This window comes from Vibrio navarrensis, from assembly GCF_015767675.1.
Classification (GTDB): Bacteria; Pseudomonadota; Gammaproteobacteria; order Enterobacterales; family Vibrionaceae; genus Vibrio.
This window is the reverse complement of the sequence record NZ_CP065217.1, coordinates 1,259,075-1,277,207: the sequence shown is the minus strand read 5'-3', so window position 1 is coordinate 1,277,207 and position 18,133 is coordinate 1,259,075. Positions and strand designations below refer to the sequence as shown.

18 protein-coding genes and 1 other annotated feature are annotated in these 18,133 nt (G+C 50.2%); of the genes, 14 read left to right on the top strand and 4 right to left on the bottom strand.

Annotated elements, in window-relative coordinates:
• Nucleotides 1–34: 34 nt before the first annotated feature.
• From I3X05_RS05775 to I3X05_RS05715, 13 genes are all read left to right on the top strand, one after another.
• Complete coding sequence (locus tag I3X05_RS05775) at nt 35–160, top strand: trp operon leader peptide (RefSeq protein ID WP_039425796.1); 126 nt, start codon at nt 35–37, stop codon at nt 158–160.
• Nucleotides 107–209, top strand: a sequence feature (Trp leader region). Its footprint overlaps the gene before it by 54 nt.
• A gap of 132 nt (nt 210–341) precedes the next feature.
• Nucleotides 342–1,904 carry an anthranilate synthase component 1 gene (locus I3X05_RS05770; RefSeq protein ID WP_337971004.1) on the top strand — a complete coding sequence of 521 codons (1,563 nt, stop codon included), beginning with the start codon at nt 342–344 and terminating at the stop codon, nt 1,902–1,904.
• Between the two features lie 5 nt (nt 1,905–1,909).
• Nucleotides 1,910–2,488: an aminodeoxychorismate/anthranilate synthase component II gene (locus I3X05_RS05765; RefSeq protein ID WP_045568861.1), complete on the top strand. Its 579-nt coding sequence runs from the start codon at nt 1,910–1,912 to the stop codon at nt 2,486–2,488.
• A gap of 17 nt (nt 2,489–2,505) precedes the next feature.
• Entirely contained in the window at nt 2,506–3,504 is a 999-nt protein-coding gene (trpD, locus tag I3X05_RS05760) for an anthranilate phosphoribosyltransferase (protein ID WP_045568862.1), read from the top strand.
• A gap of 12 nt (nt 3,505–3,516) precedes the next feature.
• Complete coding sequence (gene trpCF / locus I3X05_RS05755; protein ID WP_337971003.1) at nt 3,517–4,935, top strand: bifunctional indole-3-glycerol-phosphate synthase TrpC/phosphoribosylanthranilate isomerase TrpF; 1,419 nt, start codon at nt 3,517–3,519, stop codon at nt 4,933–4,935.
• 24 nt (nt 4,936–4,959) lie between these two features.
• Nucleotides 4,960–6,150 (top strand): tryptophan synthase subunit beta, encoded by a 1,191-nt coding sequence (gene trpB, locus I3X05_RS05750; RefSeq protein ID WP_337971002.1) that lies wholly within the window; start codon nt 4,960–4,962, stop codon nt 6,148–6,150.
• Entirely contained in the window at nt 6,150–6,956 is an 807-nt protein-coding gene (gene trpA, locus I3X05_RS05745; RefSeq protein ID WP_337971001.1) for a tryptophan synthase subunit alpha, read from the top strand. Before trpB ends, trpA begins: the two co-directional genes overlap by 1 nt.
• Before the next feature lie 339 nt (nt 6,957–7,295).
• Nucleotides 7,296–8,555 (top strand): dicarboxylate/amino acid:cation symporter, encoded by a 1,260-nt coding sequence (locus I3X05_RS05740; protein ID WP_337971000.1) that lies wholly within the window; start codon nt 7,296–7,298, stop codon nt 8,553–8,555.
• A 206-nt stretch (nt 8,556–8,761) separates the two neighbouring features.
• Nucleotides 8,762–9,013 carry a hypothetical protein gene (locus I3X05_RS05735; protein WP_045568866.1) on the top strand — a complete coding sequence of 84 codons (252 nt, stop codon included), beginning with the start codon at nt 8,762–8,764 and terminating at the stop codon, nt 9,011–9,013.
• Nucleotides 9,014–9,162: 149 nt separating this feature from the next.
• Nucleotides 9,163–9,726 carry a septation protein A gene (locus tag I3X05_RS05730; protein ID WP_045568867.1) on the top strand — a complete coding sequence of 188 codons (564 nt, stop codon included), beginning with the start codon at nt 9,163–9,165 and terminating at the stop codon, nt 9,724–9,726.
• Between the two features lie 79 nt (nt 9,727–9,805).
• Nucleotides 9,806–10,198 carry an acyl-CoA thioester hydrolase YciA gene (gene yciA, locus I3X05_RS05725; protein ID WP_045568868.1) on the top strand — a complete coding sequence of 131 codons (393 nt, stop codon included), beginning with the start codon at nt 9,806–9,808 and terminating at the stop codon, nt 10,196–10,198.
• Nucleotides 10,199–10,309: 111 nt separating this feature from the next.
• Nucleotides 10,310–10,606 carry a YciI family protein gene (locus I3X05_RS05720; RefSeq protein WP_193167196.1) on the top strand — a complete coding sequence of 99 codons (297 nt, stop codon included), beginning with the start codon at nt 10,310–10,312 and terminating at the stop codon, nt 10,604–10,606.
• Nucleotides 10,607–10,999 (top strand): GspS/AspS pilotin family protein, encoded by a 393-nt coding sequence (locus I3X05_RS05715; protein ID WP_045568870.1) that lies wholly within the window; start codon nt 10,607–10,609, stop codon nt 10,997–10,999.
• A 62-nt stretch (nt 11,000–11,061) separates the two neighbouring features.
• On the opposite strand, the gene metE is transcribed toward I3X05_RS05715, so the two are convergent.
• Nucleotides 11,062–13,350 (bottom strand): 5-methyltetrahydropteroyltriglutamate--homocysteine S-methyltransferase, encoded by a 2,289-nt coding sequence (gene metE, locus I3X05_RS05710; RefSeq protein WP_045568871.1) that lies wholly within the window; start codon nt 13,348–13,350, stop codon nt 11,062–11,064.
• Nucleotides 13,351–13,632: 282 nt separating this feature from the next.
• On the opposite strand from metE, the gene metR reads away from it, so the two are divergent.
• A complete protein-coding gene (metR, locus tag I3X05_RS05705) occupies nt 13,633–14,544 on the top strand; it encodes an HTH-type transcriptional regulator MetR (RefSeq protein WP_045568872.1) in 912 nt (303 codons plus the stop codon).
• Between the two features lie 7 nt (nt 14,545–14,551).
• Here metR and I3X05_RS05700 read toward each other — a convergent pair whose 3' ends face one another.
• The 3 genes from I3X05_RS05700 to I3X05_RS05690 all read right to left on the bottom strand — a co-directional run bounded on the left by I3X05_RS05700 (nt 14,552) and on the right by I3X05_RS05690 (nt 18,126).
• A complete protein-coding gene (locus I3X05_RS05700) occupies nt 14,552–14,752 on the bottom strand; it encodes a DUF4250 domain-containing protein (RefSeq protein WP_039433256.1) in 201 nt (66 codons plus the stop codon).
• A gap of 91 nt (nt 14,753–14,843) precedes the next feature.
• On the bottom strand, nt 14,844–15,530 hold the full coding sequence (locus tag I3X05_RS05695) for a hypothetical protein (RefSeq protein WP_045568873.1): 687 nt from the start codon (nt 15,528–15,530) through the stop codon (nt 14,844–14,846).
• Nucleotides 15,531–15,618: 88 nt separating this feature from the next.
• On the bottom strand, nt 15,619–18,126 hold the full coding sequence (locus tag I3X05_RS05690; RefSeq protein ID WP_226972118.1) for an EAL domain-containing protein: 2,508 nt from the start codon (nt 18,124–18,126) through the stop codon (nt 15,619–15,621).
• Nucleotides 18,127–18,133 lie beyond the last annotated feature (7 nt).

The following is an 18,133-nucleotide window of genomic DNA, read 5'->3' as shown; positions in this document are numbered from 1 at the left end:
CACAAATACAAAGTACCTGACTGTAAGGCCGACTATGTTACAAGAACTTAACCAAAAGCAAAAAGCGAAACTTGCTCTGCATGACGAGAAATCGAATGCAGCTGAGTTGGCTTGGTGGCGCATCTGGACAAGTTCTTGGTGGGCAAACGTGTACTTTTAATTGAGGACACTCATGATACGAAGCCCGCCTAAACAGCGGGCTTTTTGTTTTGTTGTATAACTCACGTTCAACCGATTAAATATCCACCAGATTGACGAAATTGTGCGTTGGGTGAACGTTTGCTTTGTGCGAGTATGTACAACAGGAAGCTAGAACAGATTTGAAATAATAAGGAGGTCTTGTGAACAAGGCCATTAAGATCAAAACCTTGGGCAAGTTAGATGTGATTACGGCATCGGTCCCATACACACAAGACCCAACCCGTCTGTTCCACACCTTATGCGAAAGCAAGACGGACAGCTTGTTGCTCGAATCCGCCGAGATTGATTCGAAGCGGGATCTCAAGAGCCTGCTAATTGTCGATTCCGCCTTGCGTATTGTCTGCTACGGGCAAACGGTGACCTGCAACGCGCTCACGGATAACGGTCGTCATCTGCTAGCGCATTTACTGCGTAATATCCAACCTGAGATCAAGCACCAATTCGACGGACAAACACTGACGTTAACCTTCAGCGACTCCGACAATACCTTAGACGAAGATTCCCGTCTGCGCGAAGCATCTAGCTTTGACGCGCTGCGTTTAATTCAGCACAGCTTTGATTTAAGTAGTCATGACAAACATGCGCTGTTTATGGGCGGTCTGTTTGCTTATGATCTGGTGGCCAGTTTTGAACCTTTGGGTAACGCCTGCGCCACGAACAGATGCCCAGACTACGTTTTTTATGTCGCAGAGACACTGCTGGTGGTCGATCACCAAACGGAAAGCTGTCATCTGCAAGCAACACTCTTTGCCAACACAGAGCAAAAATCCGTACTCGAAACACGCATTGAACAAATCAGTACACTCTGCGCCGCCCCAAAAACTCTGCCTCAAGCGGTGAAACTTTCGCAAGTGGATGCCACTCCGAGTGTCAGCGATGAGGCTTTTTGCCAAATCGTCCGCGATCTCAAACAGTACGTGGTCAAAGGCGACATCTTCCAAGTGGTGCCATCACGCCGCTTTACTCTTCCCTGCCCTTCACCGCTGGCGGCGTATAAAGAGTTGAAGCTGAGCAATCCAAGCCCTTACATGTTCTACATGCAAGATGAGCTGTTTACCTTATTTGGCGCGTCACCAGAAAGCGCGCTGAAATACGAAACAGACACCAACCAAGTGGAAATCTATCCGATTGCGGGGACCCGCCGTCGCGGCAAACGAGCAAATGGTGAGGTTGATTTTGATCTCGACAGCCGTATCGAGCTGGAATTGCGCTCCGATAAAAAAGAGAACGCCGAGCATATGATGCTGGTGGATCTTGCGCGCAATGACGTCGCACGAATCTCGCAAGCGGGCACTCGCCATGTTGCCGATTTGCTCAAAGTCGACCGCTACAGCCATGTAATGCATTTGGTCTCACGTGTAGTAGGACAACTTCGCACAGATCTGGATGCGCTGCACGCCTACCAAGCTTGCATGAATATGGGTACTCTGACTGGCGCGCCAAAAATTCGCGCGATGCAGCTTATCCGCGATGTTGAAGGCGCTCGTCGTGGCAGTTACGGCGGTGCGGTCGGTTACCTAACGGGTGAAGGCACCTTGGACACCTGCATCGTGATCCGCTCAGCTTACGTCGAAAATGGCATCGCTCAAGTGCAAGCGGGCGCGGGTGTGGTATTTGACTCCGACCCACAAGCCGAAGCCGATGAGACGCGCGGCAAGGCGCAGGCCGTTATTTCTGCCATCCAGAAAGCACATAAGGAGTAACGGACATGGCTGACATCGTATTTATCGACAACTTCGATTCGTTCACCTACAACCTAGTGGATCAATTCCGCTCACTTGGCCATAAGGTAACCATTTACCGCAACCACATCCCTGCGAAGGTGATTGAGCAAGCCATCGCCAAGCTCGAACAACCTGTGGTACTTCTCTCACCGGGCCCGGGCGCTCCGTCAGAAGCGGGCTCGATGCCGGAGCTGATTCAACGCGTGAAAGGCAAAGTGCCGGTGATTGGCATCTGTCTTGGTCATCAGGCCATCGTAGAGGCGTATGGCGGTACCGTTGCTGGTGCGGGTGAGATCATTCACGGCAAAGTGTCGATGATGGCGCACCAAGGTCACGCGATTTATTCTACTTTGCCTTCGCCTCTCGCGATTGCTCGCTACCACTCTTTAGTCGCCACACAAGTGCCCGAGAGCTTAACCGTCACTGCGGAAGTGGACGGCTTGGTCATGTCGGTAGTGAATGAGCAAGACAAGGTGTGCGGCTTTCAATTTCACCCAGAATCGATCATGACCACTTACGGCGCGACACTGCTCGCCAATGCCATTGACTGGGCGCTAGCGTAAGGACAGGGAGAGACATTATGCAAACTATCATCAACAAACTTTATCAGCAGCAGTCGCTGAGTGAGCAAGAGAGTCAGCAGCTGTTTGATACTATCATTCGCGGTGAGTTGGACCCGATTTTGATGGCATCAGCGCTCACCGCATTGAAAATCAAAGGCGAAACGCCAGATGAGATCGCTGGCGCCGCCAAAGCCTTATTGGCCAACGCTAACCCTTTCCCTCGTCCAGATTACGACTTTGCTGATATCGTCGGTACCGGTGGCGATGGGCACAACACCATCAACATCTCCACCACAGCGGCATTTGTGGCGGCGGCGTGCGGGCTGAAAATTGCCAAACACGGCAATCGCAGTGTGTCGAGCAAATCGGGATCTTCCGATCTGCTTGACTCCTTTGGCATCAATTTGGCGATGAGCGCCGAAGATACCCGCCGAGCGATGGATGAGATTGGCGTCGCCTTTTTGTTCGCGCCGCAGTATCACAGCGGTGTCCGCCATGCGATGCCTGTGCGCCAAACCATGAAAACCCGTACGATTTTCAATATCCTCGGCCCACTGATTAATCCGGCGCGGCCCAACATCGAACTGATGGGCGTGTACAGCCAAGAGCTGGTCAAGCCGATTGCACAAACCATGTTGAAAATGGGCATGAAGCGCGCGGCGGTGGTACATGGCAGCGGGCTGGATGAAGTGGCGATCCACGGCGAAACCACGGTTGCGGAAATCAAAGATGGCAAAATCCATGAATACACCCTCACGCCCGCCGATTTTGGCTTGCAAACACACCCACTAGAGGCGATTAAGGGCGGCGATCCGCAAGAAAACCGCGCCATCATTACGCACCTCTTGACAGGCAAAGGGAGCGAAGCGCAACTTGGTGCTGTCGCGGTTAACGTCGCACTGCTGATGCGTCTGTTTGGTCATGAAGATCTCAAAGCTAACACTCAGCAAGCGATTGAAGTGATGAACTCAGGAAAAGCCTACCAACTGGTTGAACAACTCGCGGCACACGCCTGAAAGGAAAAAGAGATGAGCGAAAAACTGTCCGAGCACGTATCGGTGCAAGAAGCGCAAATGGCCGAAGTGCTGGCAAAGATTGTACGCGATAAATATCAATGGGTTGCTTTACGTAAACAGCAGCAACCTTTAAATACCTTCGAAGCGGATCTCATCCCTTCCGATCGCAGCTTTTATCAAGCACTGTCCACCGGCAAAACGGTGTTCATCACTGAGTGCAAAAAAGCATCTCCATCGAAAGGGCTTATTCGTCAAGAGTTTGATTTGGATTACATCGCCTCGGTGTATAACCGACATGCAGACGCCATTTCCGTCCTAACCGATGAGAAATATTTCCAAGGGAGTTTTGACTTCCTGCCGCAAGTACGCAAGCAAGTGAAACAGCCCGTACTGTGTAAAGATTTTATGCTCGACCCATATCAGGTCATGCTGGCAAGACACTACCAAGCGGATGCAATTTTGCTGATGTTGTCCGTTTTGGATGATGAGCAGTACCAAACGCTGGCAAACGTTGCCCACAAACTCAATATGGGCGTGCTGACCGAAATCAGCAATGAGGAAGAGTTAGCCCGCGCGGTCAACTTAGGGGCAAAAGTCATAGGCATCAACAACCGTAACCTGCGTGATTTGACCACTGATCTGAATCGCACCAAATTACTCGCACCTACCCTGCGCAAACTGGCGCCCAATGCGGTTGTCATCTCTGAATCGGGGATCTACACCCACCAGCAAGTGCGCGATCTGGCTCAGTTTGCCGATGGTTTCTTAATTGGCAGCTCGCTAATGGCCGAGGAAAATCTTGAACTGGCGGTGCGCAAAGTGACGTTAGGTGAGAATAAAGTGTGCGGGCTCACTCAGCCAGACGACGCAGCCAAAGCGTACCATGCGGGGGCTGTTTTTGGCGGGCTGATTTTCGCTGAGCAATCAAAACGTGTGGTGGATATCGACAGCGCACGCTTGGTCATGAGTGGCGCGCCACTACGTTACGTCGGCGTTTTCCAAAATCAATCGCTTGAATTTGTGGCGCAAACCGCCAGCCCACTCGGCCTTGCCGCAGTGCAGCTGCATGGCGAAGAAGATCAACACTATGTGACGCAGTTGCGTAGCCTGCTCGCCGAACATATCGCGATTTGGAAAGCCTACGGCGTGACCGAACACACTCCACAGCGCCTCACCCAACATATCGACAGACATCTTTTCGATGCCCAAGTCGGCAACCAAAGCGGTGGCACAGGCCAAGCGTTTGACTGGACTTTGATTGGCGACCCGAGCAAGGTGATGCTCGCGGGTGGCTTGAACGCAGATAATGCAAAGCAAGCGGCTTCACTCGGTTGCCTAGGATTGGATTTCAACTCCGGTGTCGAAAGCGCACCGGGTAAAAAAGATACACAGAAGTTGCAACAAGCGTTTGCTGCGATCCGCAACTACTAAAAATTGACGAGAAGGATGAACACCATGGCAAAACTGAATGCCTACTTTGGCGAATACGGCGGTCAGTACGTTCCGCAAATTCTGGTCCCAGCTTTGGAGCAGCTTGAACAGGCTTTCATTGATGCGCAAGAAGATGACGCGTTTCGAAGTGAGTTTATGGGCTTGCTGCAAGAGTATGCGGGCCGCCCGACCGCACTTACCTTAACGCGTAACCTTACCAAAGGCACCAAGACCAAACTCTATCTCAAGCGCGAAGATCTACTGCATGGCGGCGCGCACAAAACCAACCAAGTGCTCGGCCAAGCGCTGCTTGCCAAACGCATGGGCAAACACGAAATCATCGCAGAAACTGGCGCAGGCCAGCATGGTGTGGCAGCGGCATTAGCCTGTGCACTGCTTGGCCTGAAATGCCGCGTTTACATGGGTGCAAAAGATGTGGAGCGCCAAAGCCCGAACGTGTTTCGAATGAAATTGATGGGAGCCAAAGTCATTCCAGTGCACTCTGGATCCGCCACGTTAAAAGACGCCTGTAACGAGGCGCTACGCGACTGGTCCGGCAGCTATGAAACCGCGCATTACCTTCTCGGCACAGCAGCGGGCCCTCACCCATTTCCAACCATAGTGCGTGAGTTTCAGCGTATGATTGGCGAAGAGACCAAAAACCAGATCCTCGCGCGGGAAGGTCGCTTGCCTGACGCGGTGATTGCCTGTGTGGGCGGCGGCTCCAACGCCATCGGCATGTTTGCTGATTTTATCGAAGAAGAGTCGGTACGTTTGATTGGTGTTGAGCCTGCGGGCAAAGGGATTGATACTGACCAACACGGCGCGCCGCTCAAACACGGCAAAACCGGGATCTTCTTTGGCATGAAAGCACCACTCATGCAAGACGAAAACGGCCAAGTGGAGGAGTCTTACTCTGTTTCTGCCGGCCTAGATTTCCCTTCTGTCGGCCCTCAGCATGCGCATCTCAATGCCATTGGCCGCGCGGAGTACGACAGCATTACCGACGATGAAGCACTCGATGCGTTCCAAGAGTTAGCTCGCAGCGAAGGGATCATTCCCGCACTCGAATCTTCGCATGCACTCGCTCATGCCCTGAAAATGGCACGCAACAATCCTGACAAGGAGCAACTGCTGGTAGTGAACCTGTCGGGTCGCGGCGATAAAGACATCTTTACTGTACATGCTATTTTAGAAGAAAAAGGAGCAATCTGATGGACCGTTATCAAGCCATGTTCGAGCGTCTGGCAGAGAAACAACAAGGCGCATTTGTTCCGTTCGTAACGGTTTGCGATCCCAATCCTGAGCAGTCACTGCGCATCATGCAGGCCTTGGTCGAAGCAGGTGCTGACGCTTTGGAACTCGGCATTCCTTTTTCCGACCCATTGGCCGACGGCCCAACCATTCAAGGGGCGAATATCCGTGCATTGGACTCGGGCGCGACGCCGGACATCTGCTTCGAACTGATTGGCCAAATCCGCGCCCAGTATCCGCAGTTGCCGATTGGGCTGCTGATGTACGCCAATCTGGTGTACTCGCGAGGGATTGAAGATTTCTATCAACGCTGTGCCAAGGCGGGAATTGATTCTGTGCTGATCGCCGATGTTCCCACCAACGAAAGCGCCGAGTTCGTCGCCGCCGCGAAAAAATTTGGTGTGCATCCGATTTTCATCGCACCACCAACGGCCAGTGATGAGACGCTTAAAGAGGTTGCGAAATTGGGCGGCGGTTATACCTACTTGCTCTCACGTGCAGGTGTTACCGGTGCGGAAACCAAAGCAAATATGCCTGTTGATGATATGCTGGCGAAACTCACCCAGTTCAACGCGCCACCAGCCCTACTCGGATTCGGCATTTCTGAGCCCGCGCAAGTCAAACAAGCGATTGATGCTGGCGCAGCGGGGGCGATTTCCGGCTCGGCTGTGGTCAAAATCATTGAGGCTGACGTGTCAAACCCCGACGAAATGTTAAATAACCTCAGCAATTTTGTTTCAACAATGAAATCTGCAACGCAAAAATGACGTGTTAGACACGCCGACCTCTATGGGATCGATTTCTTATTTTCAGTAGGGAATCGATCTTTTTGTTAACATTCACCACCGCCACTCCCATTGCGCAATAAACAGTAAATTCTCAATAAAATCCCGTCGTTTTATAGAAACAGCCAATAGCAAACGTTTGCTATTGGTCAAAAAGTTGTCACTAATCAATAAAGTTGTCGTTAAACGCAACATTTAAAAATGACTCATCTTGATAAATGTGAAATTAACGTGTAAAAAGCTTCTCGAAATATTTATCCAAAGAACAGTTTTTGTTCAGAGGGTAACACTGGAATTTTAAATTTTGTTAGCACAGAGGTTATGGAAGTGTTAAAAGAAAAGAGTTTGCTAAACAACATTGGCGTACAAGTTGTCATCGCCATGATTGCAGGTACTGCCGTTGGTGCCTTCATGGGTGACAGCGCGTCAGCTTTTGCTCCATTGGGTGCTATTTTTATCAACTTGATCAAGATGCTGGTTATCCCTCTAGTGGCGGTTGCTCTGATTTCTGGCGCTGCTGGTCTTGGTAACAGCCAGTCCGCAGGAAAAGTGGGCTTGGTGACCTTAAGCTACTTTGGTATCACTTCTGCACTTGCCGTTGCGCTGGCGTTAGTGATGGGCGAAGTTTTCCAACCAGGCGCGAGTATCGACGTTTCAGGCATCGAGAGCATGTTCTCGGCCGAATACGCTTCTAAAGGTGAACTCCCTACTTTCTGGGCAACCGTTACTGGTATGATCCCAACCAACGTTTTCCAATCACTGAACGAAGCCAACATTCTACAGATCCTTGTCTTTTGCATGTTCTTTGGCATTGCTGTCGCTAAGCAGCCTCAAGCAAAACGTGAACCTATCATCAACGGCGTAAACTGCATCGTTGACGCTATGGTGTGGATGATTAACAAAGTCATGATCATTGCTCCTATCGGCGTGTTTGGTCTGATGGCCGAAGCGGTCGGCACGTTCGGTTTTGGCGCACTCATGGTGGTGTTCAAACTGTTCGTGGTCTACGTTGCTGCGATTCTGATCTTCGGCTTCGTCGCTTACCCGCTGATGATCCAACTGTTCACCAAAACCTCGGCGAAGAAATTCATCTTAGCGATGAAAAAGCCACAAGCCGTGGCACTGTCTACCGCATCCTCAATGGCAACACTGCCTGTCACGATGGACACAGTAGAGAAAGAACTTGGCGTGCGTAACTCAACCGCCTCATTTGTTCTGCCGCTTGGCGCAACCATCAACATGTCTGGTAATGCGATTTACTACGGTTTGGTCGCTATCTTCTTTGCACAGCTGTTTAACATCGATCTTGGCATGGGCGCATACATTGCGATCATCATTACTGCGACACTGGGTGCGGTTGGTCAAGCGGGCGTACCTGGGCCATCTTTCCTTGTCGTGGCGGTTTTGCTGGCGGCTGGCATCCCAATCGAAGGTCTGCCACTTTTGTTCGCTCTTGACCGTATCTTCGATATGATCCGCACCGCACTTAACATTACTGGCGATGCTGCCTGTGCCGTTATCGTTGATGCGCTGATCGAAGAAGAAGCCAGCGAAGCGGAAATGCAGAAGCAAGAAGCGTAATTCGCGCACCGCAAAACGATCTCACATTGCAAATATGCAGAGAAAAGGAGTGATATTTTTGTCACTCCTTTTTGTTTTTCCCCTGCATCTCTTTATGGATCAGTGTGTTTCATTCATGGCACTACTATTGCAAGAAATTTCTCACTCAGAGAAGTGTCAATGGTTTTACATTTTGACCTCTTGAAGCGAACATGAGGATTTTTGTCATGAGCTTACACAGACGCACTTACTACGGTTTGATTCATCATGGTTTTAAAGCTCTGCTTTTAGACCGCTTCGGCCACTTCAGCGAGGATGAATACCACCACTACCTCAACCTTACCACGGGCAAATCCACCTGTTTTGCCATGACCGATGAAGAGCTGCGTGACACCGTCGATAACTTGCGCAGTGAAGGCTACTTAGCCGATATGAAACAAGTCATCAGCGAATATCAATCGGGGGCTTACTACAACTAAGCGACCACAGCACATTCCCTTTGATACTCGCAAGCCGCCGATACGCTGTTTGCCTAACCAATTTTGTATCCATTTGTCTCGACCTCTTCACATTGGGTCAGTTTTAGATAGACTGTGGACAATTCAATAAATAGGAAATTCTTTGCCTCATGAAGCAAATTCTTGATTTTATTCCACTGATTATCTTTTTTGCTCTTTATAAGATGTACGACATCTATACCGCGACTGGGGCTCTGATTGCCGCAACCGCGGTGCAAGTGGTTGTTACTTACGTGCTATACAAGAAAGTAGAAAAGATGCAGTTGATCACTTTTCTTATGGTGGCCGTCTTTGGCGGCATGACCATCTTTTTGCACGACGACAACTTCATAAAATGGAAAGTGACGATTGTTTACGTTGTGTTTGCCATTGGCTTAGCGGTTAGCCACGCTATGGGTAAATCGGCGATCAAAGGCATGCTCGGCAAAGAACTCACGCTACCGGATCGCGTGTGGAGCAACATCAACTGGGCATGGGTTGCCTTCTTCTCCTTCTGTGCCGGCCTCAACGTTTACGTTGCTTACGAGCTACCACTGGATGCTTGGGTGAACTTTAAAGTGTTTGGTCTGCTGGCCGCCACATTGGGATTCACGGTTTTGACTGGTATATACATCTACAAGCAGATGCCAAAAGAGGATAAAAACCAGTCATCGGACATCACAAGCGATGAATAATCCAGATTATTTGCTATAATCGCCACTTATTCTTACAGCGACCCACTTGGTCGCTGTTTTGTTTGTTGCGGATGTCAAAATGAGTCAGGAATACAACTCTCCAAAGGGTCAACTACTGCTAAGAACCCTTGCAATGCCGGCTGATACCAATGCCAACGGTGATATTTTTGGTGGCTGGATCATGTCACAACTCGATCTTGCGGGTGGCATTCTCGCCAAAGAGATCTCTTCTGGGCGAATCGTTACTGTATCGGTCTCCGATATCATCTTCAAAAAGCCAGTCAAAGTAGGAGACGTGGTGTGCTGCTATGGCGAGTGCACCAAAATTGGTCGCACTTCAATGTCGATTGATCTCGAATTGTGGGTCAAACCTATCCGCGCCCACGGTGTGGAAGATCGCTTCATGGTGTGTAATGCCACCTTCAACTACGTCGCAATTGACGGCGAAGGCAAACCGCGACCCGTACGTTAAGAAGGTAGAATTGTCGCACCGTTTCACAAAACGTCGAATTTCTCTGTCTGGACCAAGCAAACTGCGGTAGATTAAGCGCAAATTCACCTTGAAATACGGAAGGAATCAACCATGTGGTACGTTATTTTTTCTCAGGATGTAGACAATTCATTAGAAAAGCGCTTGAGCGTTCGCCCTCAACATCTTGCTCGTTTGCAACAGCTTCAAAATGAAGGACGCTTGCTTACGGCAGGTCCAATGCCAGCCATTGATTCTGAGAACCCGGGTGAAGCAGGATTTACTGGCTCGACCGTCATCGCTGAATTTGCTTCACTGCAAGAAGCACAATCTTGGGCAGATGCTGATCCGTACATCGAAGCTGGCGTTTATGCTAAAGTCATAGTCAAACCATTCAAAAAAGTCTTCTAAATGTTTAAGCAAATTATCTGCGCTGCTCTCGCTTTCTCTGCGTTAGCAGGCTGCTCTTCAAATGACGACAGAGAGCGTCAATTGGAACTGATGGCTTCCAATCGTGCTGGTATGCTCTCGGCAGGGTTACCACTGGAACATGGTCCGTTAAAAATCATGCGCATTTCAGCCAACAAAAGCGTGATTGAGATGATGATGATTTACAACAGCGATGCGCAGGGCGCCAAACCAACCGAGCAGGTACTGGCGAATAGCATCCATAGCTACTGTAGCAACGACGAAATTCGCAGCCAATTAGATTTGGGCCTGATGTATCGCATCAAGATCCGCAACTCTCGGGGTCAATTGGTCGCCGACCAATTAGTCAATGCGCAAACCTGCGCGGCAAAGTAGCTTCTCACGCCAGGTGAAACTCACAGGGGATTGACTGAATCAATCCCCTGCTCTTTTTAGCTCTATGCTTCTGTCAGCGACTTGCGTAATGTTTTTGCCGCCGCAACGAGATTCGCCAATGCCGCTTCGGTCTCAGGCCAGTTGCGCGTTTTCAAACCGCAATCTGGGTTCACCCACAAACGCTTGACCGGAATTTTCTGCGCCGCTTTTTGAATCAAATCCACAATCCACTCCTCTGTCGGAATGTTCGGTGAGTGAATGTCATACACACCCGGGCCAATTTCATTGGGATAGTTGAACTCTTCAAACGCTTTAAGCAGTTCCATATTTGAACGCGAGGTTTCAATGGTGATGACATCAGCATCCAGTGCTGCGACCGATTCAATAATTTCGTTGAACTCGCTGTAGCACATGTGGGTATGAATCTGCGTTTCTGGCTTGGCACTGGCCGCTGCAATGCGAAACGCTTCGACCGCCCAATCTAGATACGCCTGATGATCGCGTTTCTTCAATGGCAACCCTTCGCGAATCGCTGGCTCATCAATTTGAATGATGTTGATGCCTGCATCTTGCAGATCCGACACCTCATCACGAAGCGCCAAAGCCAGTTGCTGGGCGATCGCTTTGCGGCTGATGTCTTCACGTGGGAAGGTCCAGCACAGAATCGTCACTGGGCCCGTCAACATGCCTTTCATCTGTTTTGAAGTCAGTGATTGCGCGTACTTGGACCACTCCACCGTAATGGGTTGCTCACGTTCGATGTCCGCGACCACGATGGCCGGTTTCACGCAGCGCGAGCCGTAGCTTTGTACCCAGCCAAACTGAGTGGTTTGAAAGCCTGCCAGGTTTTCAGCAAAGTATTCCACCATGTCGTTGCGTTCTGCTTCACCATGCACCAACACGTCCAGATCCAACGCTTCCTGTCGTTTCACGGCGTCGGCAATGTGCTCTTTCAGCGCTTGGGTGTACTCGGCCTGCGACAACTGGCCTGCGCGGTAGGCACTGCGCTGAACCCGGATCTCTGCCGTTTGTGGGAAGGAACCGATCGTGGTGGTTGGTAACAGCGGCAGTTTCAGCACTTCTGCCTGATGCGCGGATCGCTGCACATAAGGGGCACTGCGCTTAGCAAACGCGGGCGAAATCGCATTCACACGGGCTTGTACCTGCGGCTTATGAACATGACTTGCTGACTTGCGCGCTTGAATCGGTTGGCTATACACCGCACATTGCGCAATCGCGTCCTCGTTCCCGTCCAAGGCTCGGCCAAGCAGCACCACTTCCGACACTTTCTGCTTGGCAAACGCAAACCAGCTGTGTACTTCTTCGCTAAGGGCTGATTCAAGATCTAAATCTACCGGGCTGTGCAGCAGTGAACAGGAACTCGCGACCCACAAACGTTCACCAAGCAGTGCCTTCACAGGTAACAAGCGTTGATATTGCGCCGCAAGATCCGAGCGCCACACGTTGCGGCCATTCACCACTCCGACAGACAGCACCCAATGCGGAGGCAATACCGCAAGCACCTCATCCAGTTGCTCTGGTGCCGCTGCAAGGTCGATATGTAAACCGTCCACGTCAAGTTCCACAACACGCTCTAAGCAATCGGTCACGGCATCGAAATAAGTCGTCAGCAGTACTTTGACCTCACCACGGATCACTTGATAGGCCAACTTGAAGGCATCTAGCCACGGCTTTTCCAGCTCAAGTGCCAGAATCGGCTCGTCAATTTGTACCCATGTCACCCCTTGTTTTGCCAGCTTGGCCAAAATCGCCTGATAAGCACTGAGCAGACGGGGAAGCAGCGTCAGGCGGTCAAAGCCTTCTTCCACTTCTTTACCCAAATAGAGGTAGCTTAGAGGGCCAAGCAGCGCTGGTTTAACGTTATGCCCCGCTTGAACCGCTTCACTGACCTCTTCAAACAGCTGTGGCCAGCTCACCTCAAAGGTATCATCGCGGCTAAATTCCGGAACGATATAGTGATAGTTAGTATTAAACCATTTGGTCATGTCCGATGCTGCTGCGCCATGACAGCCGCAATCAGACTGGGACTGACCGCGGCCAACACGAAACAAGGTATCGAGATCAGGAAAGCCATGACGATGGCGTTTCGGCACATGACCAAGCAGCAGCGTGGTGGTCAGCACATGGTCATACCAAGCAAAATCACCCGCCGTGGCGTAGCTCAACCCTGCCTCTTTTTGCACTTGCCAGTTCTGCTGGCGTAAATGAGCGCCGACTTTCTTCAACTCGGTTTGGTCAATCTCTCCACGCCAGTACTTTTCTTGTGCAAACTTGAGTTCTCGTTTTTCACCGATACGCGGGTAGCCGAGGATGTGCGTTGTGGTCGTCATGGTCTTATTCCTTTTTCTATGCTTGGTCTATTAGTATTTGATGGACAGTTTATATTTGTTCGACAATTTGCTTTGCATCCCATCAGGATGTCCAGATGGCTAAACTATCTCGCCAATCCCACCATGGAACAAGCGTCAAATATTCAACTTGTTTATTAAAAAAATTCATGATGCGCTCAAACGTCAGCACAAAACAAATAGACGTCTAGATGTTTACAGCTCCAAAAAATCCAGGTAAGTTACAAAGACTCATGCATACAGCAAGGAAGATGAGAGGGATTCATGATCGAGTTGAAACACCTAAAAACCCTGACATCGCTACGCGATACTGGCTCACTCACTGCGACGGCAACGGCGCTGCACCTCACTCAGTCCGCTCTCTCCCATCAGATCAAAGATCTTGAGGCAAGGATCGGCGGGCAGTTATTTTTGCGTAAAACACGCCCGGTGAAATTCACCTCGGAAGGGGAAATTTTGCTACGCGTCGCCGACGAGGTTTTGCCCAAGCTTGCCCGAGCGGAAAACGAGCTCGCTAGCTTAAAAGAGGATGTGAATGGCCGTTTACATATGGCGATCGAGTGCCACTCCTGTTTTCAATGGCTCATGCCCGCTCTGAAAGAGTATCAACTCACTTGGCCGAGCGTGACTCTCGATTTCTCATCGGGTTTTGGTTTTGAACCTTTACCTGCGCTGATGGCGGGCGAATTGGATTTGGTGATCACTTCAGACATTCAACCGCGCGGTGAAGTCCATTATGAGCCTCTGTTTGATTTTGAGATGCGACTTATCACCGCCACCAGTCACCCATTGGCGAATAAAACACGCTTAGAACCAAGCGATCTGGCTGATCAAACCATGCTGACTTACCCGGTCCAAAAGCAGCGCTTAGATGTGGTCAAACACTTTCTGGCTCCCGCTGGAGTAGAGCCGGCGAAATGGAAGCAAGCGGATAACACATTGATGTTGGTGCAGATGGTGTCGGCGGGTCTGGGAGTGGCTGCGCTGCCAAACTGGGCGATTAGCGAATTTTCCCGGCAAGGGCTCATTACCAGCATCCCGCTGGGCAAGGGCTTGTGGCGCCGCCTGTTTGCCGCAACGCGCAATAGCGACAAAGAGAAGCGCTATCTGCAAGCGTTTTTTGCCACCGCACGCCAGCAATGCAAAAGCCACCTTGATGGTATCAAGATGGCTTAAAAAATGCTCAGCGTGAGTATGATTTAAACTGATTGGTCAGTGGATCGTATTGATAACCAAGCACATCTAACTTGCCGATCACCTGTTCAACGTCCATTTCATACGTGCTCACCAGATCGTCAAAACTGTCACATTCTAGGCGCAACTTTTCATTGACGATCCCCAGCAGAATAATACTGTCTAAGCGCTCTACATTGCTCAAATCCATGGCTACGCTCCTTTTTTGAGTACCTCAAGTAGTAAGCGTAGCCACAAATCCGTAGATAAAAAGTGAAGAAGATCTAAATGTTGTCGCGCTATCAGGCAGGGAGACTAAACAGCATGTGCATGCAACTTGCCGATGCCAACAGCATCAACCACGCAATGGCTAATTGAATCTTGTGCGCGGCTTTGCCAGAGAAAATATGCCAACACCACATAACCACCCCCACGATCATCAGTACGAGGCTGGCCAGCATTAATGGTGTGACTTGCTCTAATTGCTCAGCACCAAACCCTGACGCCACGGCCAGCAGCGCCAGCGCCGTCAACATCGCCGCGATAATGCCACTAAAAGGCAAAATGCGATGAAAAGCCTGCAAACGTGAGCGAGCAATCACCAACAGCAGATGAGTAAAAATAGCGCCCAGTAATACCGTTAGGAGAACCGTGACTAGCGCGGCGCTCCAATGAGACTGTTTTACTGCTTGCAAAGCAACAAAAGAGAGGGCTAAACCGTCAGCCAGATACAGTACCCAAAGCGGCCCTTCTTGACGCGTTTTGCCTGTCTGCACTTTGGAATAAAAGTAGAAAATGGCAAACACCACTAAAAACGCCGCGATTTCCAGCGAGGAAACCGCCATCCACATCAGCCCCAGAGCGGGCAACACTTTGTGAATACGACCACGCTGCCCCGGGCAAATGTCGCCTTTTACCAGCACGAGAGTGAGAACCAACTGTGCACCAAGCAACATGGGTGCAAATGAAGAGAGTAGAAACTGGACCATGAGCGTTAAACTTGACTGTAAACCGAGCCCGGATGATACCGAAAGCGCTGAATAACGGCAATCGATAGCTCGGCGGCGATGAAACAAACTATTGATACACGTTTTGCTGGGTTAAATACTTGAGTATTGTATGCATTTCCACCAAGCCTTTGTAGTGCCCTTGGTCATCGACCAAAATCCAGGGAAACGCTTCGGTCTGGTTAATCACACTCGGCAAAGCGCTGAGCTGCGTTTGCCAATGCACCTCTTCAAACGCGGTTACCATCACTTGATTCACGCGTTTGTTCCACAGCGAGGCCTCTTTCATGCTTTCGGTGTCCGTGCCCATGTGTGGGGTTAAATGAAGGTTCATTGCTTCACGATCCACAAAACCAACGCACTCTTTCTCATCAACCACTGGCAAGATGTTAAGATCCTCCTTCGTAAGATACTCGTGCGCCAAGGAAATGGGCTCTCCGGGATCAAGATGCGGTGTCGCGGGAGTCGCCAGCTCAGCGATCACCCCTTTCGCACCGAACTTATTACGGTACTGGTGCAAAAGTTGTAGATCGAACGCCCCATCTTGCAGGCTTTGTAACGAACGAGGTTTGGAAAACAAAAATCCCTGTACACTATCAACACCAATGCTGCTGATAATCTCCAGTTCTTCTTCAGTTTCTACGCCTTCGGCAATCACCTTAAGGCCGAGCTGATGAGATAGCTCCGTCAACGATCGCACGATGCGGTATTGATTCGAGCAACACTTAATCTCGCTGACGAATATGCGGTCAATTTTCAAAATATCAAAATGGCACGCTTTGAGATAACTGAGCGAGGAATAACCCGTGCCAAAATCGTCTACGGCTAACGTCACCCCAGCATCACGCAATACGTTCAGCGCGTGATGGTGGCGCTCTTCACTTTCAAAATAGGCACTTTCAGTAATTTCCAGTGTCACACTGTGCGGTGCAACGCCACTTTCATCAATCAGAAAAGCGCTTTGATCAAGAATGGCATCCACGCTCACCGAAGAGTGAACAGAGCGATTGAACGAAATGCCTACCTGCTCACCAAACAGTGCTTGCAGTTTCGGTAAATCACGCAGTGCTTGACTTGCCACCTGTTGGTCCAAGGTTTCAATCATTTCCAAATCTTCAGCAATAGTAATGAGCTCTTGCACCGACGCTTCTGCACTGAGCGATGGCGGAAAACGGCACAGCGCTTCGAACTTTTCGACTCGCCATTGGTGAATGTTGACAATCGGCTGGTAGTGCACTTCAAGCTTTCCCTCTTTTACACAGCGAATCAGCAGTTCTTCCAGACGCTTTTTCTTATCGATCTGCACATGCATCTGATGGTCATAAAAGCTGATGTGATTCTGCTGCCCGGAATGCATTTCGAGTAGCGCTTGATTGGCATGCGAGAACAAGGTGCGCGAGGTTTTTGCATCCAGTCCCAACACGGAGACCCCTGTTCGTCCAGAAGACAGCGCTTGTGCCAACGGTAAATCGGCCGCTTTGAACGCGTGGAAAAACAGTTTGATCGCCCGGCGGATAGCTCGGATTTTCTGAATACGCTGCGGATGGTGAAACTCCAAACAAACAGCAAATTTGTTGTGCCCGATATAGCCGCTCAGTACTGCGTTGGTCTGTTGCTGCAAATAGTTGGCAAATGCTCTTTTGATATCTGGCAGCTCTTGCTCAGCAAAATTGGGCTGGATGGCCAACAAAATACAGCCTGTATCTGAGACCTTACTGCGTTTTCGGCACAAACCTTCTAACAAGGAGAGAAAACGATCTTTGGCTGGCAGTTGAGTGAGCAGATCCACCCCGCCGTGCTCGTTATCATTGATTCGCTCGAAATGGGCCGACAGATCGGTGCTAAGTCCAAGATAGAATTTGCGTCCGTTCCCGACGCTGACGCGCTGAATGGTTAGCTCTTGCGGCAAGTTTTCACCAGAGGCGGTGCGTGTCAGTATGGTTCCAGTCCAATAACCATGCTCAGCCAAGTTTTGCCACAGCGCCTGATAGTAACTGTCCGAATGTTTATCTGCGTTAAAGATACTGGTTTTCAAGCCTGCGAGCTCACTGCGCAGATACCCCGTGACACGCTCAAAATAGCGATTGCAGGCGAGAATGCGCGTCTCTTCATCAGTCACTAAAATTCCGTGGTGCGCGTTTTCAAACACCGAGTAGAGCACCTGCGCCACCTCTTCCTGACTGGTGACGGTAAACAGCGGTGTCAGCGTTCCTTGCAGTTCATGGGCAGAGATTTTTTCCACATACAGCTCAACCAAACTAAAAGCGTGATTGGGTAGCAATATCGGGCAGCGTAAAAACTGTTCCTTGCCCGAGGTAAGGACTTGCTTGAAGGTCTCAATCACCCGCTTTTTCTGTTCTGTAGCAACAGACTGAATCAATCGGCTCAAAGGCACTGGGCTTAAGTCAAAGCCAAACCAAGCACAACATTCGGCCTCACAATGAAAGGTTTGTTCTGAGGTGTCGATCCGCCAGTCAATGATGTGGTTCCAAGGCTTGAGCGGTTGTGAAATCGGCTCAGCTACCGATTTTTTCTGCGTGAGGTCATCCATAACAGCAAAACTATTCTTCAATATCATTCTTGTT